The following is a 19,967-nucleotide window of genomic DNA, read 5'->3' as shown; positions in this document are numbered from 1 at the left end:
CAGACGGACGTGACGCTATCATACGCCAAATCCGGTCCGCTTTGGGCAGATAAATAAGACAGCACTGCTGTCCTAAATTTCGTATGACAGAATTCTCGAAATCGCACAAGACCGATTCACGAACTTTCCGCATCATCCGGGACAGAAAATTACAACAACCGCCTGCGCGGCGTAATTTTTGAACAAGCGGTCAAAAGCCGGTTTTTCGCTGCCTCAACCGATTTCCAGACACCGGACTTGCTGGCCAGGACCAAATCCGCTCTATCTCCCAGCAGCTTCCCTTAGCCCCAAGACGGCCCATGGCCCCAAGACGGACTGATGACCATGATCTTCGCATCTGACAATTGGGCCGGCGCGCACCCGAAGATCGCCGCGCGTCTCTCGGCCAACGCCGCTGGCTTCAGCCGCGGCTATGGAGATGGCGCCCTCGATCGTGCGGCTTACGAGCGTTTCGGCGAGATATTCGAGCGCGAAGTGGCCGTTTTCTTCGTCGCAACGGGCACCGCGGCCAACTCACTGGCGCTCGCGGCCTACGGCAAACCTGGCGGCATATCGTTCGGCCATCGCGAGGCGCACATCATCGAGGACGAGTGCGGCGCACCGGAATATTTCTCGCAAGGGTCGCGGCTATGTCCGGTCGACGGACCGCTCGGCCGCATGGACCTGAAGGCCCTGGAACGCACCGTGGACCGCTTCGCATCGGAGAATGTCCATGCCGGCCGGCCTTCGGCAATCTCGCTGACCCAGTCGACGGAAGTCGGCACCGTCTACAGCCTGGACGAGATCAAGGCGATTTCAGGCGTCGCCAGCCAGTATTCGTTGCCACTGCACATGGACGGCGCGCGCTTTGCCAATGCGCTGGTGTCGCTCGACACGACGCCGGCCGAAATGACCTGGAAGCGCGGCGTCGACATCGTCTCCTTCGGCGGCACCAAGAACGGCTGCTGGTGTGCCGAAGCGATCGTCATGTTCGATCTCGACCGCGCCAGGGAAATGGCCTTCCTGCGCAAGCGCGCGGCCCAGCTGTTCTCCAAGTCGCGCTTCATCTCGGCCCAGTTCGACGCCTATTTCGACGGCGGGCTGTGGCTCGACACCGCGCGTCACGCCAACGCCATGACACGGCAGCTGGCGGCGGTGTTCGAGAACTCATCGGTCGCTCGCCTGGCCTGGCAGCCGCAGGCCAACGAGGTTTTCGCCATCATCAAGACCAGCGTCGCGGAACGCACCCAGGCAGCCGGCGCGGTGTTTTACAACTGGAATGTGCCGGCCGGCCTCGGCGGCCAGCTTGGCGAAGACGAGACGCTCTACCGCTTCGTCACCAGCTTCGCCACGACAGCTGACGACATCAGCCGCTTCGGCGATCTGCTGCAGAGCTGATCGCATGCAAAAAAGGCGGCGCCTGGAGGCACCGCCTTTTCTCCTTGGGAGGAGCTGTCTTGCAGCTTAGTTGACCGTGCTGGTCTCGATCTGCTTGGCCTTGGCTGGAGCAGCCGTGATCTCGATCTTGCGCGGCTTCATCTCCTCAGGGATGTTGCGCTTCAGATCGATGTGCAGCAGACCGTTCTTGAGGGCAGCACCGACGACCTCGACATGGTCGGCGAGCTGGAAACGGCGCTCGAAGGCGCGCGAAGCGATGCCGCGATAAAGCAGCTCCGAACCTTCGCCATTGCCTTCATTGGCGCGCTCGCCTTTCACGGTCAGCACATTGCGATGGGCTTCGATCGAAATCTCTGATTCCGAGAAGCCGGCAACCGCCATGCTGATGCGGTAGGTGTCCTCGCCGGTACGCTCGATGTTGTAGGGCGGATAGGTCTGTCCGCCATCCGGCTGCCCGAGCGAATCGAGCATGTTGAAGAGGCGGTCGAAACCGACGGTCGAACGGTGAAGCGAAGAAAAATCGACTTGACGCATGGTGTTCTCCATTGAGCAACAAGGTTTGCGTTTGATCTGTGCCGAAGCCCTTCTGGCGCTTTCGGCGGTGATCAGCGGCCCCATTCTGGGCGCCGCAGGAGACATTTGGGAACCGCCCGAAGGCTTTTCAAGACGTCTTGCGAGGAGCTTTGCCGAGCCTGTTCCAACGCCCTTGATGAACCGAAGATGAACCGCGCCTTCGGCCTCCGTTCAGCAGGTGCCTCGTAATGTGACTGCAAGTTCACAGACAGGCGGCCAGCCAAAATGGCCGCCGACGAGGCCGAACCGGGTGTAACGTCCCTTCCTCCCGGGTCGACAGAGGCCGGAAGCATCCCGCAAGCTGCTTCCGGCCTCGTATTTTGCCGGATCGAGCCGAACGCGAACTACCGCGACGCGGAATTCCTTTGATTTTCCTGATCTGGCTTTCTATCACCCTTGCTTGACCTGATCCCGGGCAGCGAGTTCGAGCCGAAGCGCCAGATGACGGACCTGTTCCACGAAATCCCCGGCAATCCGGCACCCGAACGCGGCACTGGCGGCGACTTCACCGCCCATGACGGCAAGCGCCTGCGCTACGGCCTGTTTCCGGCGACGTCGCAGCCGTTCAAGGGCACGGTCATCCTTCTCAACGGCCGCAACGAGTGCATCGAGAAATATTTCGAGACCATCCGCGACCTGACAGCCCGCGGGCACGCAGTCGCCACTTTCGACTGGCGCGGTCAGGGCGCTTCCGAGCGCCTGCTGCCCGACGGCCATCGCGGCTACGTCAAGAGCTTCGAGCAATATGTGCGCGACCTCGAGGCTTTCTTCGAGCAGATCGTGTTGCCCGACTGCCGCGGCCCATTCTTCATGCTGGCGCATTCGAGCGGCGCGTTGATTGCGCTACTCGCCGCCCCGGCGATGGCCAACCGCATCCAGCGCATGGTGCTGGTTGCGCCATTCCTGTCGGTGTTCGGTTCGCCGCTCTCGATGACGGCGATCAAGCGTATCACCACCTTGCTGTGCTGGCTCGGCTTCGGCCGGTTCTACGCCGCCTGGGGGCCGCGCCCGCGCGAAGGCACCCCGTTTGAAACCAACAAGCTGACCAGCGACGAACGCCGCTATCGCCGCAACATCCAGCTGTACGAAACCTACCCCGAGCTATCGGTCGGCGGACCGACCATCGCCTGGCTGCGTGCCGCCGCGAAAGCCTCCGAGACCGTCAGCGATCCGGCCTTCACCGCGGCGCTCAAGGTGCCGATGCTGATCGTCACCGCCGGCGCGGATCAGGTCGTGTCGGTCGGCGACGTCGAACAGCTCGCGGCGTGCACGCGCGCTGCTTCGTTGCTGACTATCGACGGGGCGCGTCACGAGATTCTGCAGGAAGTAGACCTCTACCGCGAGCAGCTGCTTGCCGCCTTCGAGGCGTTTGTTCCGGGATCGGCCGAGACTGTCGCGTAGACCATAGCGCATCGGCCCGAAAATCGGACCCGATTTTCGGAAAGCACGATGCGCCAACTCAGTAAGTTAGAGCGTCCTCTGTGCGTCCATTCGGACGCACGGCGCTCTAACCGTCGAACGGCCCCGGTCTACTTTCCGGTCAGCACCGCCAATGCCGCCGCATGCAACTCGGGCGTTGCCGCCGCTATGATGTCGCCGCCGTTTTCGGCAGGTCCGCCTTCGAACGTGGTCACGATGCCGCCGGCCTGCTCGATGATCGGGATCAGCGCCACGATGTCGTAGGGTTTCAGGCCCGGATCGACGACGATGTCGACGTGGCCGGCCGCCACCATGGCGAAGGCGTAGCAATCGGTGCCGTAGCGCGCCAGCTGGACCTGGGTCTCAAGCTGGTCGTAGCGCTTGCGCATCTCGCCCTTGAACAGCGACGGCGTGGTGGTGAAAATGGTCGCGTCGGCAAGGCTGGTGGTGTTTCGCACGCTGAGCTTGCGCGGCCCGCCTGGCCCCTCGTAATGCGCGCCGTTGCCGTCGGCATAAAACAGCTCACCGGTGAAAGGCTGCGACATCAGGCCGGCGACCGCGTCGGCGTTCACCGTCAGTCCGACCAGCGTGCCCCAAACCGGCAGGCCACAGATGAAGGCGCGGGTACCGTCGATCGGATCGATGACCCAGACATGACTGTTGGACGTGTTTTCGCTGCCATGCTCTTCGCCCAGGATGCCGTGATCGGGGTATTCGGCGTTGATCAGAGCCCGGATGGCGCGTTCGGCCTCCTGGTCGGCCTCGGTGACCGGATCGAAACCGCCGGCCAGCTTGTTTGCAACCGCGCCCTGCCGGCGAAACCGCGGCAGTGTTTCAGCAGCTGCGGCGCCTGCAATCCGACGCAGGAATTCGGCGTTGACCATCGCTCACCCCATCTCAACTGTTGCGTGGATGCCACGCCGCATAGCCGTTCGGCAATAACCACATCAACCTGATTTACAAAATGCTGCAGCGCCTTGACTTTTGTGCAGCGCACAATAGTTTCAAATTCGAACAGGTTCTCCTGTTCATGCCCTTCTTGGGCGTTTCCTCCCTAGACTCGACCGCTCTCCGGAGCGGTCTTTTTTTGCCCGGAAGGTCGCCTGGATTATTCCGCCGCGAGCGGCAGGTCGATGAAATGATGGTCTGGAATAGCCATCAAATCCGCGGAAAACCGGGCCAGATCGTCAGCCAGAGCATAGAAGCCCGCCGATTTCCTGAACGTCCGCTCGTCCATGTACAGACCGCGATTGATCTCGATCTGCAGCGCGTGAAGATTGCGCGCCGGCCTGCCATAGTGCTCGGTGATGAAGCCGCCCGCGTATGGTCTATTGTGCGCCACAGCATAACCCATGGCGGCCAGCAGCCCGATGGCCCTTTCGGAAAGGGCTGGGTTCGCCGAAGTCCCGAACCGGTCGCCGACGATAAAATCGGGCCGCGCGCCATTCTCACCGATTCGAATCGACGTCGGCATCGAGTGGCAATCGATCAGCACCGCATAGCCGAACCGCGCATGGGTGCGGGTAACCAGCCGCTTGAGCGTCTCGTGATAGGGTTTGTAGACACTCTCGATGCGCCCGACCGCCTCCGCCAGGGGCAGCCGACCTGGATAGATGTCGAGGCCCTCGCCCACCAGCTTCGGCACCGTGCCCAGCCCGCCAGCGACGCGCGCCGAGCGGATGTTGGCGAAAGGCGGCACCGGCTCGGCAAACATCCTGGGGTCCAGTTCCCAGGGCTCGCGATTCACATCGAGATAGGCGCGCGGAAAATGCGCCGCCAGCATCGGCGCGCCAAGCGCCACCGCCGCGCCGAACAGTTCGTCGACGTAACAGTCTTCCGACCGGCGGATGGAGGTCGAGTCGAGCCTGGTCATGGCCAGGAAGCGGTCTGGATAGCAACGCCCGCTGTGCGGCGAGTTGAACACGAACGGCACACGCTGTTCGGCGCTCGTTCGAACTTCGAACGGCGGCGACACCGAGAAATCTTCGGCTGGCGTCATCTTGGCTGATGGACCTGCGGACTGCGCTCACTCATGGCACGAAAGTGCCACCGGCTGCCGCCTGTGTCCAGCATTTCGCGGTGCATCGGGCCGCACCCCGAGGCTACGTTCACTTGATGTTTACCGTCCCGAACTCATATACAAGATGGTTAACGAAGCCCCTGATGGGGGGCGGCTTCGACCGCTGATTCGGACGGGAAACTGATGGCACGCATTCTTCTGGCAGAAGACGACGACGATATGCGCCGCTTCCTGGTCAAGGCGCTGGAACGCGCCGGCTACCAGGTAAGCGACTTTGACAATGGCGCGAGCGCTTACGAGCGGCTGCGCGAGGAACCTTTTTCGCTGCTCTTGACTGATATCGTCATGCCGGAAATGGACGGTATCGAACTGGCGCGCCGCGCCACCGAGATCGATCCCGACCTCAAGGTGATGTTCATCACCGGATTCGCGGCGGTCGCTCTCAATCCTGATTCGAAGGCGCCACGCGACGCCAAGGTGCTGTCGAAGCCCTTCCATCTGCGCGATCTCGTCAACGAGGTCGAGAAGATGCTGCACGCCGCATAGCGGCTTCCCCTGCGTCGCCAGGGGAAAACTTGATCCGGCGCATTTTCCGCCAAAACCGCTATTGACGCGCCGGATCAAAAATGGTGTATCCGCCTCCATCGGATGGGCGTGTAGCTCAGCGGGAGAGCACTGCATTGACATTGCAGGGGTCACAGGTTCAATCCCTGTCACGCCCACCATCCAACAGACTGAAAACAAAATAGATTTCTTTCTGTCCCTTCCTGAACGTCCGTTGGATTTGGCTTCTCCGTCAGGTTAGATCCCTGTCGCGCCCGCCATTCCTTCAATGCAGGCGCGCCGCACTTCGCCCGTAGAAGGCGAGCACGGCACAGGTCGCTACAGGCAGACCAACAAGTGCCCGGCCTTCCGCCTCGCCCGCCTGGGCGCCCGCGGCTGCGACAGCCGTGCCCTTGCGCCTGGCGTAGCCCTCAACCTGGTCGCTCTCGGCCTTGGCGCCACCGAAATGCCGGCAGAGATGCACGGCAAACGCCACTGATCGCCAAGGGTTGCCAGGCAACAATGCACCTCCGCCGACGCGAGGCGCCCTTGAAGACTGTTCGCTACCCACTCAAGCGCGTCCAAGCTCCCGCAGCAGATTCTCGCGGTTGCGCGTCGCCTTTTCAAAGTCTGGCTTGATGTGCAGCGCCTTGTCGAACCATTCGACGGCCTCGTCGGACTTTCCGAGCTCCCGCAGCGCCAGTCCCATGTTGTTGAAAGCTTCCGCGAAGTTGGGATTCGACGCGATGGCGCTCCGATATGCGGCCGTCGCGTCCTCGAATCGGTTCAATGCGCGCATGGCGTTGCCGAGGTTGTTGTGGGCCGAGGCGTGTTCAGGCCTGGTTTCGACAGCGCGCCCCAAATAGACCGTGGCAGCCTGAAACTCGTTTCGCTGCAGGCAAGCAACGCCGAACATGTAGTTCGCATCGAATTGGCGAGGATTGTCCGCTAGAATTGCTGTGTATATCCTGGCCGCGTCCACCAGCTTGCCTTCGCGATGCAATTGGACTGCGCTGGCCAATCTCCTCGATTCTGCAGAATCGATCTTCTCCAGCATCTGCGCGGCCTCGGCATTGGTTGCATCCGCATCCAATATTTGCCTGCATCCAACTGCTGCGAGATCGAGCTTGCCGTCATCCAGCAATCGCTGCGACCATGACAAGATCGCGGGCAAGGTCCTTCGGTCGAGTTGAACACCGAGATTGCGCCCGCTCCTGGTGCTGATCCGAACGCCTTCAATCAGCCTCTCCTTGGACCCAAAATCATACTTGTAGCCAAAATCTCCGGTTCCGAGGTCGTACGAGGTAAAGCCGTTTTCGATTGCCCAACGCATTGTGAAGACATGCAAGGAGAAGCCGACGGGCACCTTGCTTGCCGTCATGTCGCGGCCGCCGAGAAGGTTGATCAGTGTGCGTTTGTCCCGGTCAAGAAAGTTGAGATGCGCTCCGACAGGAACATCGCCCTGCCAAAACACTGGAACGAACAGCATTCCGTCGCGAAAGCAGGCAGGCAACATTGCACGGCAGTTGTTAAGTATGCCCCGGGCATAACCTGGGTTCTTCGGCTCCCATCGCCCCATCCAGAAGCGAAAAAGCGTACTGAGGTCCCGTTCAATCGTCGACGCGTCGGCTATTGTGATCCGAAACTCGTCCCCGGCGTCGACTTTGCGTAGGCGGTTTCGCGCATGATATCGTGCCTTCGGACCGAGTTGCGAATTGAGGTACACCTCCCAATCGCCAGGCAAATCCACGTAGATGTACACGTCGTGATTGATATTGTCGCCGCTAGCGGTGATGTGTGGTCGTCGGATGATTTTTTCGACAACGTAGTCATCGGCGCCGAATGGCTCCAGAAGTAATTGGCGCCGTCGCGCCGACATGAAAATATCGTCCAGGTGCACTTGCTTCCAATGCAGTGCCTTCATTTGTTCCGCGAAGGCGGGAATGGCTTGGCCTTCATGCTCAGGCTGGCAGAGCAGCCCGGTATAGACGGCGAAATAGGACCCTCCCATTCGCAAGCTATTGAAGAATCCCGACGCTTCATCGAGTTCGGCGCGAAGCTGGAGCGGCAAGAACCCGACGTAGCTTCCGGACGGGTCCGCTTTTGCAGCAAGCACGACCCAGGGGTGCCCGACCTTGCGCACCCAGTTTGAGATCCATGTCCAGCCAAGAAACAGGTGGGCTTCAGGATCGGCCGCGTAGACTGCGTCCCAATCCTCTTTGAGGCGTTGCAAATCCTCGATGCTTTCGACGACATCAATCTGCATGCGCAAACTCCTGCCCAATGGAATTGCGAACAAGAACTTTGTCACCGATTTCAGCCAAATCCGCAAGCCGCCGGACGTGCCAGCGGACCCTGCAGCACATCGCCCCCCCCCGCACTCCTGCAGTTCACAGGTTCCGCATGGATTTGCTGGCGACAGCCGGCGAGTCAGCCCGATCCCTTGCCCATGTTGACTTTTTGGAAGGCTTTTACGTCCATCGGCGACCTCTGGTTGAAGCGGTCGAAATATTCTCCCGCGAGATCCGCCCATGGCCGTAGCAACGAGACGCAGCAAACAACGTGGGGCTTAACAGCTACCTGCTCGCGCTGGCGCGGAAGATTCGCACGCGAGATCAGGCACGACCGGTGCAATTGCGTAAGCCCTGATGCCGCGAGCCCCGCACGCGACCGGTCAATGCCGGGTTGCTGCCCTTGGCCACACGGGCATCCCCCCTCACCCCGAGCCGGTGGTTTTCACTCCGCCGCCACAGCCACTGGTGCCGGCACATAGTTGAGGATCGGCGCGAGCCAGCGCTCGGCCTCCACGACGGTCATGCCCTTGCGCTGCGCATAGTCCTCGACCTGGTCGCGCTCGACCTTGGCGACGCCGAAATAGTAGCTTTCGGGATGCGACAGGTAGAGGCCCGACACCGATGAGCCTGGCCACATCGCCATGCTCTCGGTCAGCGTTACGCCGGCGTTCTTTTCGGCGTCGAGAAGGCGGAACAAGGTCGTCTTCTCGGTGTGGTCGGGCTGGGCCGGATAGCCCGGCGCCGGGCGGATGCCGTGATAGGCCTCGCCGATCAGTTCGTCGCCGGAGAGTTTCTCGTCCTCGGCATAGCCCCAGAATTCCTTGCGGACGCGCTCGTGCATGCGCTCGGCGAAGGCCTCGGCAAAGCGGTCGGCCAGGGCCTTGACCATGATCGAGGAGTAGTCGTCGTTGGCGCGCTCGAAGCGCTCGGCGATCGCCACCTCCTCGATGCCCGCAGTCACCACGAAGCCGCCGACATAGTCGGCCTTGCCGCTGCCTGAAGGTGCAACGAAGTCGGACAGCGCGACATTTGCCCTGCCGTCGCGCTTTGTCAGTTGCTGGCGCAAGGTGAAGAAAGTGGCGAGTTCCTTGTTGCGGCTGTCGTCGGCGAACAGCCTGATGTCGTCACCGACGGTGTCGGCCGGCCAGAAGCCGATCACCGCCTTCGGTGCGAACCACTTCTCGTCGATGATCTTCTTCAGCATCGCCTGCGCGTCTTCGAACAGCTGGCGTGCCGCCGCCCCCTGCTTCTCGTCTTCAAGTATCTTGGGATAGCGGCCCTTGAGTTCCCAGGTCTGGAAGAACGGCGTCCAATCGATGTAGCGGGCGAGTTCGGCGAGATCCCAGCTCTCGAACACCCTGGTGCCGAGGAAGCTCGGCTTGGGTGGCGTGTAGCCTGCCCAGTCGATCTTGTGCGCATTGGCGCGGGCGCGGGCCAGCGGCAAGCGCTGCTTCTCGCGCTCGGAGCGCTCATGCGCCTCGGCGACCTTGGCGTATTCGGCCTGGATGCCCTCGACATAGCCGCCCTTCGCGTCGGTCGAGAGCAGGCTGGAGACCACGCCCACGGCGCGGCTGGCGTCAGTGACATAGACGGCCTGGCCACGCTCGTAACGCGGGTGGATCTTCACCGCCGTGTGGACGCGGCTGGTCGTCGCCCCGCCGATGAGCAGCGGAATGTCGAAGCCGTCGCGCTCCATTTCGGCCGCGACATGCGCCATCTCGTCGAGCGACGGCGTGATCAGCCCGGACAGGCCGATGATGTCGACATCCTGCTCCCGTGCCGTCTGCAATATCTTCGCCGCCGGCACCATCACGCCGAGATCGATGATCTCGTAGTTGTTGCAGGCAAGCACGACGCCGACGATGTTCTTGCCGATGTCGTGGACATCGCCCTTCACCGTCGCCATCAGGATTTTTCCCGCGCTCCTGCGTTCGGAGCCTCCGTTGGCGGCCTTCTCGGCCTCCATGTAGGGCAACAGAAGCGCTACAGCCTGTTTCATCACGCGGGCCGACTTCACCACCTGCGGCAGGAACATCTTGCCGGCACCGAACAGGTCGCCGACAACGTTCATGCCGGCCATCAGCGGCCCTTCGATGACGTGCAACGGCCGTTCCGCGTTTTGCCGGGCCTCCTCTGTGTCGGCGTCGATGAACTCGGTGATGCCATTGACCAGCGCATGCTCCAGCCGCTTCTCGACCGGCCATTCGCGCCAGGCGAGGTCCTTCTCCTTGGCCTCCTTCGCGCCGGTGCCCTTGAAGCGCTCGGCAAGCTCCAGCATCCGCTCGGTCGCCGTTCCGCCGCCCTTCGGCTTGCGGTTCAGGACGACGTCCTCGCAGGCTTCGCGCAGTTCCGGGTCGATCGATTCAAACACCGCCAGCTGTCCGGCATTGACGATGCCCATGTCCATGCCCGCCTGGATGGCGTGGTAGAGGAACACGGCGTGCATCGCCTCGCGCACCGGCTCGTTGCCGCGGAAGGAGAAGGACAGGTTCGACACGCCGCCTGAGACATGGACATGCGGGAGGATCTGCGTGATTTCCCGCGCGGCTTCGATGAAGTCGACGCCGTAATTGTCGTGCTCCTCGATGCCGGTGGCGACAGCGAAGATGTTGGGGTCGAAGATGATGTCCTCGGGCGCGAAACCGGCCTGCTCGGTGAGCAGCCTATAGGCGCGCGTGCAGATCTCGACCTTCCGCGCCTTGGTGTCCGCCTGACCCTGCTCGTCGAAGGCCATGACCACGACCGCCGCGCCGTAGGCGCGGCAGAGACGGGCATGATGCAGGAAGGCTTCCTCGCCTTCCTTCATCGAAATGGAATTGACGATCGCCTTGCCCTGCACGCATTTCAGGCCGGCTTCGATCACCTCCCATTTGGAGCTGTCGATCATGACCGGCACGCGCGCGATGTCGGGCTCGGCGGCGATGAGGTTGAGATACTCGACCATCGCCTGCTTCGAATCGATCAGGCCCTCGTCCATGTTGACGTCGATGACCTGGGCGCCATTGGCGACCTGGTCGCGGGCGATGTCGAGCGCGGTGGCATAGTCGCCCGCGGTGATCAGCTTGCGGAACTTGGCCGAGCCGGTGACGTTGGTACGTTCGCCGACGTTGACAAAGGGGATCTCCTTGGTCAGCGCGAAGGCTTCGAGGCCCGACAGCGCCATGATCGCGCGATGTTCGGGCACCTGGCGCGGGGGGTGCTTGGCGACTGCTTCTGCAATCGCGCGGATGTGTTCCGGCGTCGAGCCGCAGCAGCCGCCCGCGACGTTGATCAGGCCCTCCCTGGCGAACGCCTCGACCTGGGCGGCCATGAATTCCGGGCTCTCGTCATACTGGCCGAAGGCGTTGGGCAGGCCGGCATTGGGATAGGCGCAGGTAAACGTGTCCGCCACGTCGGAGAGTTCAGCCAAATGCGGCCGCATGGCGTTGGCGCCGAGCGCGCAGTTGAGGCCGATGGTGAAAGGGTTGGCGTGGCGCACCGAGTTCCAGAAGGCGGTCGGCGTCTGGCCCGACAGCGTGCGTCCGGAGAGGTCGGTGATGGTGCCTGAGATCATGACCGGAAGGCGCACGCCCTTCTCGATGAAGATCTCCTCGCAGGCAAAGATCGCCGCCTTGGCGTTCAGCGTGTCGAAGATCGTCTCGATCAGGATGATGTCGGAACCACCGTCGATCAGGCCGCGCAGCTGCTCGCCATAGGCAATGCGCAGGTCGTCGAAGCTGACGGCGCGATAGCCGGGATTGTTGACGTCGGGCGAGATCGAGGCGGTGCGGTTGGTCGGCCCGAGCGCGCCGGCGACGAAGCGGCGCTTGCCGTCCTCCTGCTGGGCACGGATCGCCGCGCGGCGCACCAGGCGGGCGCCATCACGGTTGAGCTCGTAGACCATATCCTCCATGCCGTAATCGGCCTGGGCGATCGAGGTCGACGAGAACGTGTTGGTCTCGATGATATCGGCGCCGGCCTTGGCATATTTGTAGTGGATCTCCTCGATCGCCTTGGGCTGGCTCAGGATCAAGAGGTCGTTGTTGCCCTGCTGGTGGCAGGCGCAGCCGCCGAAGCGGTCGCCGCGGAAATGATCCTCGTTGAACCCCAGTCCCTGGATCTGCGTGCCCATGGCGCCGTCAAGCACCAGGATGCGCTCGCGCGCCGCCGCCTTGAGCGCCGCCATTACCTCCGACCCATCGGACCTGGCGGAGACAGCCCCGAACAGGGCGTCGAGGGAAGAGGCATTTTGCGACATTTTACGTCCTTTCGGCGACAGCAATGCGCTGTCACATAAAGACATCTTTATGTCAATATGTCCATCCAATATCCCGCCATTATCCTGAATGTGCAACTCAGCTCTTGACTTGGCGCCGTCGCCGGATAGCTTGCCGCTCGGTTATGGTTCTTCCGTTCGGTGAGCGGAAGCTAAGAGGGAATTCGGTGTAAGACCGAAGCTGCCCCGCAACTGTAAGCGGCGAGCCGCGCTGCCGATATTGTCACTGGCATTGAGAAGCCGGGAAGACAGGCATCGTAGCTGAGACCCGTGAGCCAGGAGACCTGCCTGACCGAGTGTAGTTCCGTGGGCGGGGTGTACCACAGGAGCGCGAGCGATGCGGTGGCCATCTCCGGCCAGCGCCTTCAGTTCGCGTTTTGCAAATCCCGCAGCGGTTGGTCAGGGATTGCAAGTTTTGTCGATCGATCAGGACCTCAACGATGTTGCGCGACGGGCGGTCCTGCTCGTGGCGAAATCGGCGTTCGCCGCAGCGCCGCACCAACAGATGCAGCAACTGGCCGCCATCGTGGCGGCATTGCCCGGTGTCGCCGGGGCACGTTTCGGCTTCACGGAACAAGGCACGCCGTCACTGCGTGACGCGCTCGGCGATCTTCGTGCCGAGGGCTTCAGCGATATCCTGATCTTGCCGCTGATGCTGCCGATCGAGCCCAGTTTCACCACCTGGCTGACGAAGTCGCTGCGCCGATGGCAGGCCGAAGACTCTGCCGCCTGGCCGCGCATCCGCATTGCTCAGGGGCTCGCCGACAGTCCGCTGCTGGCAAATCTCATGGGGTCACTCGTGCAGGATGCGGTCCACGCGCCCGAAATCGCTGCTGCGGCAAAGGCCACTGCGGAGGGATCGCTTGTGCCGGCGCAGAAGCGGCGCGTGCTGGTCTGCCAGGGTGGCCCATGCAATGCAGCCGGTGCCGACCTGATCTGGGGGCACCTGCGCAACCAGCAGGAACGGCAGAAACTGCGCTTTGCTGGCGACGGCACAATGACCTGCAAATCGACCTGTCTCGGCCCCTGCAACCTCGCACCCGTGATCCAGGTGTTTCCCGAAGGCACCTACTATGGCGGGGTTACGGAGGCCGCCATCGACAGCATCGTCACCCACCACCTGCTTGGCGGCGTCGTCGTCGAGGAGTTCGCCTATTCCGCCACCGGCCGCAAACAGACATTGCGCCAACATGCTCCCGCCAAACCCAACGAAACCGAACTCAAAGAGAAAGGCGCCGTCTGATGCGACATGTCCTCAAATCGAGCTTTGTCTCCACCGCATTGGTGGCAATTGTCCTGACGGGCGCGCTACCTGCCAAGGCGGACGCCCTCAAGATCGGCGCCACCTACATCACCAGCGGGCTGGACCCTGCCAAGGGCTCCAACGGTTGGGCCCTGACCAGCCACGGCGTCGGCGAAAACCTGTTCACCGTCGACAAGGACGGCCGCCTGGCACCTGAACTGGCGCAAAGTGCCGAGCGCCTGGACGACCTGAACTGGAAGATCGCGCTGACCCCCGACCGCTTTTTCTCGGACGGCACGCCGGTGACTGCCGAAACCGTGGCAGGCGGCTTCAAGAACACCTTCGAGAAAAACAAGATTGCCCTGGCGACAGGCGGAAAGCTTTCGTTCGAGGCGCTTGATCCGCTCACGCTCAGGGTAACCACCGAGAAGCCGGTCGCCTTGATCCAGGCGCTTTTCGCCGAATGGCCGCTTGTCGTCTACCACCTCAAGGCCGATGGCGCTGCGGTGTTCACCGGCCCTTATGAAATCGCCGGCTTTACGCCCGATGCCGCGCTCGGTCTCAAGCCCAACGCCCATTATCCCGGCGCCGACAAGCGCTCGGAGATCTCCTACAAGCGTTTCGGCGATGCCCAGTCGATGGCGCTGGCATTCGAAGCTGGTGAACTCGATCTGGCCTTTGGCCTGCCGTCGGAAGTGGTGCCGAGGTTGCAAGCCAGCCCCGACACGCACATCAAGTCCTTTCCTGTCGGCTACCAGTACCTGGCCTTCATCAATACCGCCCGCGAGCACATGCAGGACGTCAGGATGCGCCAGGCGATCGACCTGGCCATCGACCGCGTGCAGCTTGCCGCGGCCATCAATGGCGGCGCCCCGGCGACTGGCGCCTATGCACCTTACTTCCCGTTCGCCGCGCGCGACCAGCGCCCGACCGACCCGGCCAAGGCGGCAGCTTTGCTCGACGAAGCCGGATGGGTCGCAGGCAGCGACGGCAAGCGCGCCAGGGATGGTCAACAATTGAAGCTGAGGATACTTGCCTATCCGCAGCGCCCCGACCTCGTTACCATGCTGCCGGTGGTCAAGGCCGATCTGTCCAAGCTCGGATTCGAGGTTGAGACCGGCGTTGTCGAAAACAGCAACGAGGTTGCCGCGACCGGTGATTTCGACATGTTCCTGTGGGCGCAGCACACCGCTCCGAGCGGCGATCCCGCCTTCTTCCTGAACTCGATGCTGCGCAGCGGCGCGTCGCTCAACCACGCCCGCTACGCCTCGCCGCAATTCGACGCGATCCTCGACCGCTTCGCAGTGGCAGGCGACAGCGAAAAGCGCGCCGAAATTGCGCTCGACGCCCAGCAGAAGCTGTTCGAGGACGTGCCGGTGTCGTTCCTGGTCTCGCCGGATTGGTATGTCGGCACATCCAGGCGCCTGGAGAACTACCAGCCCTGGGGTTCGGACTACCACGTGCTGCGCGCCGACATCGGCGAAACGCAATAGGCTATGCAAGTGCTGGCGACCGCTACCCGGATAGGACTGCGTTCGGTCGCCAGCATGCTGGCCATTTCCGCCCTGGCCTTTGCCATCATCGCGTCGATGCCTTCGGATCCGGTGGACATTGCCCTGCGCGCCTGGAATTTGCCCGCCACCGACGAAACGGTCGCAGCCATGCGCAGCCAGTGGGGCCTCGACCAACCCGTGCCCGCCCGCTACGGCCTGTGGCTGTCGCAGTTCGTCGCGGGCGACTGGGGACGGTCGTTCCGCACTGGCGAGCCGGTGATCGCGGAGTTTTTCCATCGCCTGCCGCTTTCGCTCGCCATCGGCATCAGCGGACTCGCGCTTGCCGCGCTGCTTGCCGTCCCCCTCGGCTTTGCCGCCGCACTCAAGCCCAACGGCATGGCCGACAAGGCCAGCCGCCTGTTGTCGATCGGTGTCCAGGCCGTGCCGTCCTTCTGGCTCGGACTGCTGCTCATCTGGCTACTCGGCGTGCAGGCGCGGCTGATCCGCCCCTTTTCCGGCGACGCCAGTTCATGGTTGCTGCCTATATTTCTGGTCGCGTTGCATGCATTGGGAACGTTGTCGCGCGTCTACCGCCGCGATCTCGTCGAGTTCACCTACAAGCCGCATTTTCGAACCGCGCTTGCCAAGGGCCTGTCGCGGCGCCAGGCACTATGGCGCCATGGTCACCGCGGCGCCGCATACGCGCTGCTCTCGGCGATACGTTCCGAAGCCGGCTGGGCGATCGGCAGCACCGCCGCGCTGGAGATCCTGTTTGGCTTGCCAGGCATCAGCCAATTCCTGGTGCAGAGCATTGCCGCCCGCGATCACATGGTGCTGCAGGCCTATGTCATGGTGATTGCCTGCTGGATGCTGCTGATGAACGCTTGCCTCGAGTTGGCCATGCGCCGGCTCGATCCGATCAGCGCATGACCTTGCGCACGACCATCGCAGTCTGTTTTTTCGTTTGCCTCGTGCTGGGCGGGCTGTGGCAGCCGCACGATCCAGACGCTGTCGACCTGGCCGCTCGCCATGCGCCAACTTCGCTGAACCATCTGCTCGGTACGGACCATCTCGGGCGGGATCTGGCATCGAGGATCATGGCCGGCGGCTGGCGGACGGCGCTTGTGATCCTCGCCGTCGGCCTGATCGGCTTCTTCGGCGGATCGATCCTGGGAACCGGTGCGGCGATCCTCGGCGGCTGGCGCGAGGCCCTGATCCTGCGTTTTGCCGAAATGTTCATCGTCGTGCCAACGCTGATCGTGGCGCTGACCACCGCGGCGCTGTTCGGGCTGTCGCCGCTGACGGCCGGCCTGGCGCTCGGGCTGGCCGGGGTTGGGCCGCAGGCCCTGTTGTCGCACTCGCTGACCCGGCGCGTCCTTGGTCGCACATATGTGCAGGCTGCACGGGCGCTGGGCGCAACGACGCCCAGGCTGATGCTGCGCCATGTCCTGCCCAACACGATACCGCTGACATTCACTTATGTCGGCAGCCAGTCCGGCCTTGCGGTCGTCGCCTATGCCTCGCTGGCTTTCATTGGGCTTGGCGCGGACCCATCCAAGCCCGATTGGGGCTCGATGCTGTTCGAATACCGCATCTTCATCTTCGACAACCCCGGGCTGATGATCTGGCCGGGTGTTGCCATTGCGTTGACCGCAGGCTTGCTCAACTGGCTTTTCGACCCTGTCGAGCCGCAGGGCCGCAATTTTCCCGACGTGACGGACAACTGAACACCAATCGGAACCAATCAGCGGTTTGCGGGTTTAGCTCGCGCTGAAGCATTTCAGCACGGGCCTCGCAAAGCCCCGCACCCCAAAAATATCGAAAACGCTGATGCACTCAAAGGAGCACTTTGATGAAGAAGATCGTTCTCGCACTCGCAGTCGCCGGCGCCCTGTCGCTTCCCGCCTTCGCCGGTAGCGGCGTGGTAAAGGAGTACAACAAGGAAACCCGCGTCATCACGCTTGAAGACGGCACCAGCTACACCGTCCCTGAGGATGTCGCCATTCCGCCGGAAGTTGCAGTCGGCGCCAAGGTCGATGTGCAGACCGACAAAAACGACGCCACCAAGGTGGTCACGGTTCTGATGAATCCTTGAACGAACTTGCAAATGATTTGTCGAACGCCATGGTCGCGTCAGCGGCCATGGCGTTCCGTGCGGTCCTGAACTTCCCGACGGTGGATTGACCTGGGCTGACATCTCCGATCGCTCGCCTCCGGAGCCGGAGAGTTCACCCATGCGCGATCATGACGTGGCGGACGGCGGTGTAGTCCTCCAGCGCATAGACCGACATGTCCTTGCCATAGCCGGACTGCTTGAGGCCGCCATGCGGCATCTCGTTGGTCAGCATGAAATGCGTGTTGATCCAGGTGCAGCCATATTGGAGCCGGGCAGCGGTCGACATGCCGCGCGAGATGTCCTTGGTCCACACCGACGACGCCAGGCCGTAGTCGCTGTCATTGGCCCAGTTGACCGCCTCGTCAACGTCGGAGAACCGCGTCACCGACACCACCGGGCCAAATACCTCGCGGCGCACGATCTCGTCTTCCTGCAGCGCGCCGGCAACCACCGTCGGCTCATAGTAGAAACCGCCGCCCTCGCCCGGCTTGCCGCCGGTGGTGATCTCGATGTGCTTGAGCTCGGAGGCACGCTCGACGAAGGAGGCGACGCGGTCGCGCTGGCGCCTGGAGATGAGCGGCCCGATCTCGTTTTCGGTGTCGTCGGCCTGGCCGAAGCGAATTGTCGACACCGCCGACGACAGGTCGGCGACGAGCTTGTCGTAGACCTTCTTGCCGGCATAGATGCGGCAGGCCGCCGTGCAGTCCTGGCCGGCATTGTAATAGCCGAAGGCGCGCAATCCGCTGACCACGGCGTCGATGTCGGCATCGTCGAAGACGATGACCGGCGCCTTGCCGCCGAGTTCCAGATGCGTGCGCTTGACCGACTTGGCCGCCGCCTGCAGCACCTTCTTGCCGGTGGCGACGTCTCCGGTGATCGAGATCATGCTGACCGCGGCATGGTTGATCAGCGTGTTGCCGACGCTCTCGCCACGGCCGAGCACGACATTGACCACGCCTTCGGGCAGCACATCGGCGAGGAGTCTTGCAAGCTTCAGCGCAGTCAGCGGCGTCTGTTCCGACGGCTTGAAGACAACAGTGTTGCCGCCAGCGATCGCCGGCGCCAGCTTCCACGCCATCATCATCAGCGGATAATTCCACGGCGCGATCGAGGCGACGATGCCGACGGGATCACGGCGGATCATCGAGGTGTGGCCGGGCAGGTATTCACCCGCCACCAGCCCGGGCATCGAGCGCACCGCACCGGCAAAGAAGCGGTAGCAGTCGACGATCGCCGGAATCTCGTCATTGAGCACGGCGTTGATCGGCTTGCCGCAGTTGAGCGCTTCGAGCTTGGCAAAGCCTTCCGCCTCGGCCTCGATCCGGTCGGCGATCTTGAGCAGATAGCCGGAGCGCTGCGCCGGCGTGGTCTTGGACCACGTCACGAAAGCCTTTTGGGCAGCCGCGACCGCCGCCTCGATCTGGGCCGGCGATGCCTCCGGCAGGCTGAGAATCGTCTCGCCGGTGCGCGGGTTGAGGATCGCCTCTTCCGTCTCGGTTCCCCGCTCGAACTTCGAGCCGATGAGCATTTGGGTGTCCATGTATTCCTCCTCAGATGTTCCGGTGCGTCCTTCGAGGCCCGCTGCGCGGGCACCTCAGGATGAGGGATGCTGGTGCCAGGTCCTCACCCTGAGGTGCGAGGCCCAGCCGAGCCTCGAAGGACGCACCATGTTGATGCGCTGTTTTCATTTGCCCGCCCCGGCGATCTGGTCGCCTTCGCGGGTCAGGTAATAGGCGGCGAGGATGGGCAGCAGGGTCGCGAGAACCACGACCATGGCGACGACATTGGTGACCGGGCGCTGGCGCGGGCGCACCAACTCCTCGAGCATCCAGATCGGCAGCGTCTGCTGCTGCCCGGCGGTGAAGGTGGTGACGATGACCTCGTCGAACGACAGCGCGAAGGCAAGCATGCCGCCGGCCAGAAGTGCCGTGCCTATATTGGGCAGGATGACGTGCCTGAAGGTCTGGAAGCCGTCGGCGCCGAGATCCATCGAGGCTTCGATCAGCGAGCCCGAGGTGCGGCGGAACCGCGCCACCGCATTGTTGTAGACGACCACGACGCAGAAGGTGGCGTGGCCGAGCACGATCGTCCAGAACGAGAACGGGATTTCCGCCAGGCTGAAGGCCGAGCGCAAGGCGATGCCGGTGATGATGCCGGGCAGCGCGATCGGTAGGATGACAAGCAGCGAGATCGCCTCGCGGCCGAAGAAGCGTGTCTGGCTGACGGCTGCGGCGCAGAGCGTGCCGAGCACCAGCGCTATCGCCGTCGAGATCGCCGCCACCTGCACCGACAGGCCGAGCGCCTGCCAGACATCGGGCCGTGCCCAGGTGGCTGCGAACCACTGCGTCGTCAGCCCGGGCGGCGGCCACTGGTAGCTCTTCTCTTCAGTCGTGAAGGCGTAGACGAAGATCAGCAGGATCGGCAGGTGCAGGAAAGCGAGGCCCGCGGCGGCTGCGATCTTGATGCCGAGGGGTGCTGATTGCGAGCGGTCAGAGCGCATGGACGCCTCCTTCTTCCAAGCTTGCGCCGCCCCTCACCTGCCTGCCGGCATCCTCTCCCCGCAACAACGGGGAGAGGAGACGCTGCCGCGACGTCCAAGCCCCCCTCTCCCCGTCCTCAAGTGGAGAGGGTAAG

The 19,967-nt window shown here is 62.9% G+C and carries 17 protein-coding genes, 1 tRNA gene and 1 riboswitch; of the genes, 10 read left to right on the top strand and 8 right to left on the bottom strand.

What is annotated here, in order from left to right; translation table 11 throughout:
• The first annotated feature begins 324 nt into the window (after nt 1-324).
• Complete coding sequence (locus PCJ21_RS15705) at nt 325-1,377, top strand: threonine aldolase family protein (RefSeq protein ID WP_269932540.1); 1,053 nt, start codon at nt 325-327, stop codon at nt 1,375-1,377.
• A 66-nt stretch (nt 1,378-1,443) separates the two neighbouring features.
• Here the strand turns inward: PCJ21_RS15705 and PCJ21_RS15700 are convergent, their stop codons facing one another.
• The gene (locus PCJ21_RS15700) at nt 1,444-1,911 is read right to left on the bottom strand and encodes an Hsp20 family protein (protein ID WP_269932355.1); all 468 of its coding nucleotides are present in this window, start codon (nt 1,909-1,911) and stop codon (nt 1,444-1,446) included.
• Between PCJ21_RS15700 and PCJ21_RS15695 the strand changes: the two genes are divergently transcribed.
• A complete protein-coding gene (locus PCJ21_RS15695) occupies nt 1,910-2,101 on the top strand; it encodes a hypothetical protein (RefSeq protein WP_269932354.1) in 192 nt (63 codons plus the stop codon). The two genes, PCJ21_RS15700 and PCJ21_RS15695, sit on opposite strands and share 2 nt — an antisense overlap.
• 290 nt (nt 2,102-2,391) lie before the next feature.
• Nucleotides 2,392-3,351 (top strand): alpha/beta fold hydrolase, encoded by a 960-nt coding sequence (locus PCJ21_RS15690; protein WP_269932539.1) that lies wholly within the window; start codon nt 2,392-2,394, stop codon nt 3,349-3,351.
• A 128-nt stretch (nt 3,352-3,479) separates the two neighbouring features.
• Here the strand turns inward: PCJ21_RS15690 and hisN are convergent, their stop codons facing one another.
• Together hisN and PCJ21_RS15680 are read right to left on the bottom strand one after the other, a co-directional pair.
• The gene (gene hisN, locus PCJ21_RS15685) at nt 3,480-4,253 is read right to left on the bottom strand and encodes a histidinol-phosphatase (RefSeq protein ID WP_269932353.1); all 774 of its coding nucleotides are present in this window, start codon (nt 4,251-4,253) and stop codon (nt 3,480-3,482) included.
• A 224-nt stretch (nt 4,254-4,477) separates the two neighbouring features.
• On the bottom strand, nt 4,478-5,368 hold the full coding sequence (locus PCJ21_RS15680; RefSeq protein WP_269932352.1) for an N-formylglutamate amidohydrolase: 891 nt from the start codon (nt 5,366-5,368) through the stop codon (nt 4,478-4,480).
• Nucleotides 5,369-5,572: 204 nt separating this feature from the next.
• Here PCJ21_RS15680 and cpdR point away from each other — a divergent pair, with 204 nt between their 5' ends.
• The gene (cpdR, locus tag PCJ21_RS15675; protein ID WP_018429348.1) at nt 5,573-5,935 is read left to right on the top strand and encodes a cell cycle two-component system response regulator CpdR; all 363 of its coding nucleotides are present in this window, start codon (nt 5,573-5,575) and stop codon (nt 5,933-5,935) included.
• A gap of 104 nt (nt 5,936-6,039) precedes the next feature.
• A tRNA-Val gene (locus tag PCJ21_RS15670) sits at nt 6,040-6,114 on the top strand.
• Nucleotides 6,115-6,218: 104 nt separating this feature from the next.
• Here the strand turns inward: PCJ21_RS15670 and PCJ21_RS15665 are convergent.
• From PCJ21_RS15665 to metH, 3 genes are all read right to left on the bottom strand, one after another.
• Nucleotides 6,219-6,452 (bottom strand): hypothetical protein, encoded by a 234-nt coding sequence (locus tag PCJ21_RS15665; protein WP_269932351.1) that lies wholly within the window; start codon nt 6,450-6,452, stop codon nt 6,219-6,221.
• Nucleotides 6,453-6,503: 51 nt separating this feature from the next.
• Entirely contained in the window at nt 6,504-8,198 is a 1,695-nt protein-coding gene (locus PCJ21_RS15660; RefSeq protein ID WP_269932350.1) for a GNAT family N-acetyltransferase, read from the bottom strand.
• Nucleotides 8,199-8,668: 470 nt separating this feature from the next.
• On the bottom strand, nt 8,669-12,463 hold the full coding sequence (gene metH / locus PCJ21_RS15655; protein WP_269932349.1) for a methionine synthase: 3,795 nt from the start codon (nt 12,461-12,463) through the stop codon (nt 8,669-8,671).
• Nucleotides 12,464-12,589: 126 nt separating this feature from the next.
• Nucleotides 12,590-12,787, top strand: a riboswitch (cobalamin riboswitch).
• A gap of 109 nt (nt 12,788-12,896) precedes the next feature.
• On the opposite strand from metH, the gene PCJ21_RS15650 reads away from it, so the two are divergent.
• The 5 genes from PCJ21_RS15650 to PCJ21_RS15630 all read left to right on the top strand — a co-directional run bounded on the left by PCJ21_RS15650 (nt 12,897) and on the right by PCJ21_RS15630 (nt 17,312).
• A complete protein-coding gene (locus PCJ21_RS15650) occupies nt 12,897-13,724 on the top strand; it encodes a (2Fe-2S) ferredoxin domain-containing protein (RefSeq protein WP_269932348.1) in 828 nt (275 codons plus the stop codon).
• Nucleotides 13,724-15,217, top strand: coding sequence for an ABC transporter substrate-binding protein (locus PCJ21_RS15645; RefSeq protein WP_269932347.1), 1,494 nt, complete (start codon nt 13,724-13,726; stop codon nt 15,215-15,217). Before PCJ21_RS15650 ends, PCJ21_RS15645 begins: the two co-directional genes overlap by 1 nt.
• A 9-nt stretch (nt 15,218-15,226) precedes the next feature.
• Entirely contained in the window at nt 15,227-16,147 is a 921-nt protein-coding gene (locus PCJ21_RS15640; protein ID WP_269932346.1) for an ABC transporter permease, read from the top strand.
• A complete protein-coding gene (locus PCJ21_RS15635; RefSeq protein WP_269932345.1) occupies nt 16,144-16,944 on the top strand; it encodes an ABC transporter permease in 801 nt (266 codons plus the stop codon). Before PCJ21_RS15640 ends, PCJ21_RS15635 begins: the two co-directional genes overlap by 4 nt.
• Before the next feature lie 125 nt (nt 16,945-17,069).
• Nucleotides 17,070-17,312: a DUF1344 domain-containing protein gene (locus PCJ21_RS15630; RefSeq protein ID WP_269932344.1), complete on the top strand. Its 243-nt coding sequence runs from the start codon at nt 17,070-17,072 to the stop codon at nt 17,310-17,312.
• A gap of 133 nt (nt 17,313-17,445) precedes the next feature.
• On the opposite strand, the gene PCJ21_RS15625 is transcribed toward PCJ21_RS15630, so the two are convergent.
• On the bottom strand, nt 17,446-18,873 hold the full coding sequence (locus tag PCJ21_RS15625; RefSeq protein ID WP_269932343.1) for a gamma-aminobutyraldehyde dehydrogenase: 1,428 nt from the start codon (nt 18,871-18,873) through the stop codon (nt 17,446-17,448).
• A 144-nt stretch (nt 18,874-19,017) separates the two neighbouring features.
• Entirely contained in the window at nt 19,018-19,833 is an 816-nt protein-coding gene (locus PCJ21_RS15620) for an ABC transporter permease (RefSeq protein ID WP_115730872.1), read from the bottom strand.
• Between the last annotated feature and the right edge of the window lie 134 nt (nt 19,834-19,967).

The sequence above is a fragment of the Aminobacter sp. HY435 genome, from assembly GCF_027568395.1.
GTDB lineage: Bacteria > Pseudomonadota > Alphaproteobacteria > Rhizobiales > Rhizobiaceae > Aminobacter.
The sequence above is the reverse complement of the archived record's forward strand: the minus strand, read 5'-3'. Positions and strand labels throughout refer to the sequence as shown.

Coding starts and splice junctions, on each gene's coding strand:
- PCJ21_RS15705 (WP_269932540.1), top strand. CDS start 325: ATGATCTTCGCATCTGACAATTGGGCCGGCGCGCACCCGAAGATCGCC.
- PCJ21_RS15695 (WP_269932354.1), top strand. CDS start 1,910: ATGGTGTTCTCCATTGAGCAACAAGGTTTGCGTTTGATCTGTGCCGAA.
- PCJ21_RS15700 (WP_269932355.1), bottom strand. CDS start 1,911: ATGCGTCAAGTCGATTTTTCTTCGCTTCACCGTTCGACCGTCGGTTTC.
- PCJ21_RS15690 (WP_269932539.1), top strand. CDS start 2,392: ATGACGGACCTGTTCCACGAAATCCCCGGCAATCCGGCACCCGAACGC.
- hisN (WP_269932353.1), bottom strand. CDS start 4,253: ATGGTCAACGCCGAATTCCTGCGTCGGATTGCAGGCGCCGCAGCTGCT.
- PCJ21_RS15680 (WP_269932352.1), bottom strand. CDS start 5,368: ATGACGCCAGCCGAAGATTTCTCGGTGTCGCCGCCGTTCGAAGTTCGA.
- cpdR (WP_018429348.1), top strand. CDS start 5,573: ATGGCACGCATTCTTCTGGCAGAAGACGACGACGATATGCGCCGCTTC.
- PCJ21_RS15660 (WP_269932350.1), bottom strand. CDS start 8,198: ATGCAGATTGATGTCGTCGAAAGCATCGAGGATTTGCAACGCCTCAAA.
- metH (WP_269932349.1), bottom strand. CDS start 12,463: ATGTCGCAAAATGCCTCTTCCCTCGACGCCCTGTTCGGGGCTGTCTCC.
- PCJ21_RS15645 (WP_269932347.1), top strand. CDS start 13,724: ATGCGACATGTCCTCAAATCGAGCTTTGTCTCCACCGCATTGGTGGCA.
- PCJ21_RS15635 (WP_269932345.1), top strand. CDS start 16,144: ATGACCTTGCGCACGACCATCGCAGTCTGTTTTTTCGTTTGCCTCGTG.
- PCJ21_RS15630 (WP_269932344.1), top strand. CDS start 17,070: ATGAAGAAGATCGTTCTCGCACTCGCAGTCGCCGGCGCCCTGTCGCTT.
- PCJ21_RS15625 (WP_269932343.1), bottom strand. CDS start 18,873: ATGGACACCCAAATGCTCATCGGCTCGAAGTTCGAGCGGGGAACCGAG.
- PCJ21_RS15620 (WP_115730872.1), bottom strand. CDS start 19,833: ATGCGCTCTGACCGCTCGCAATCAGCACCCCTCGGCATCAAGATCGCA.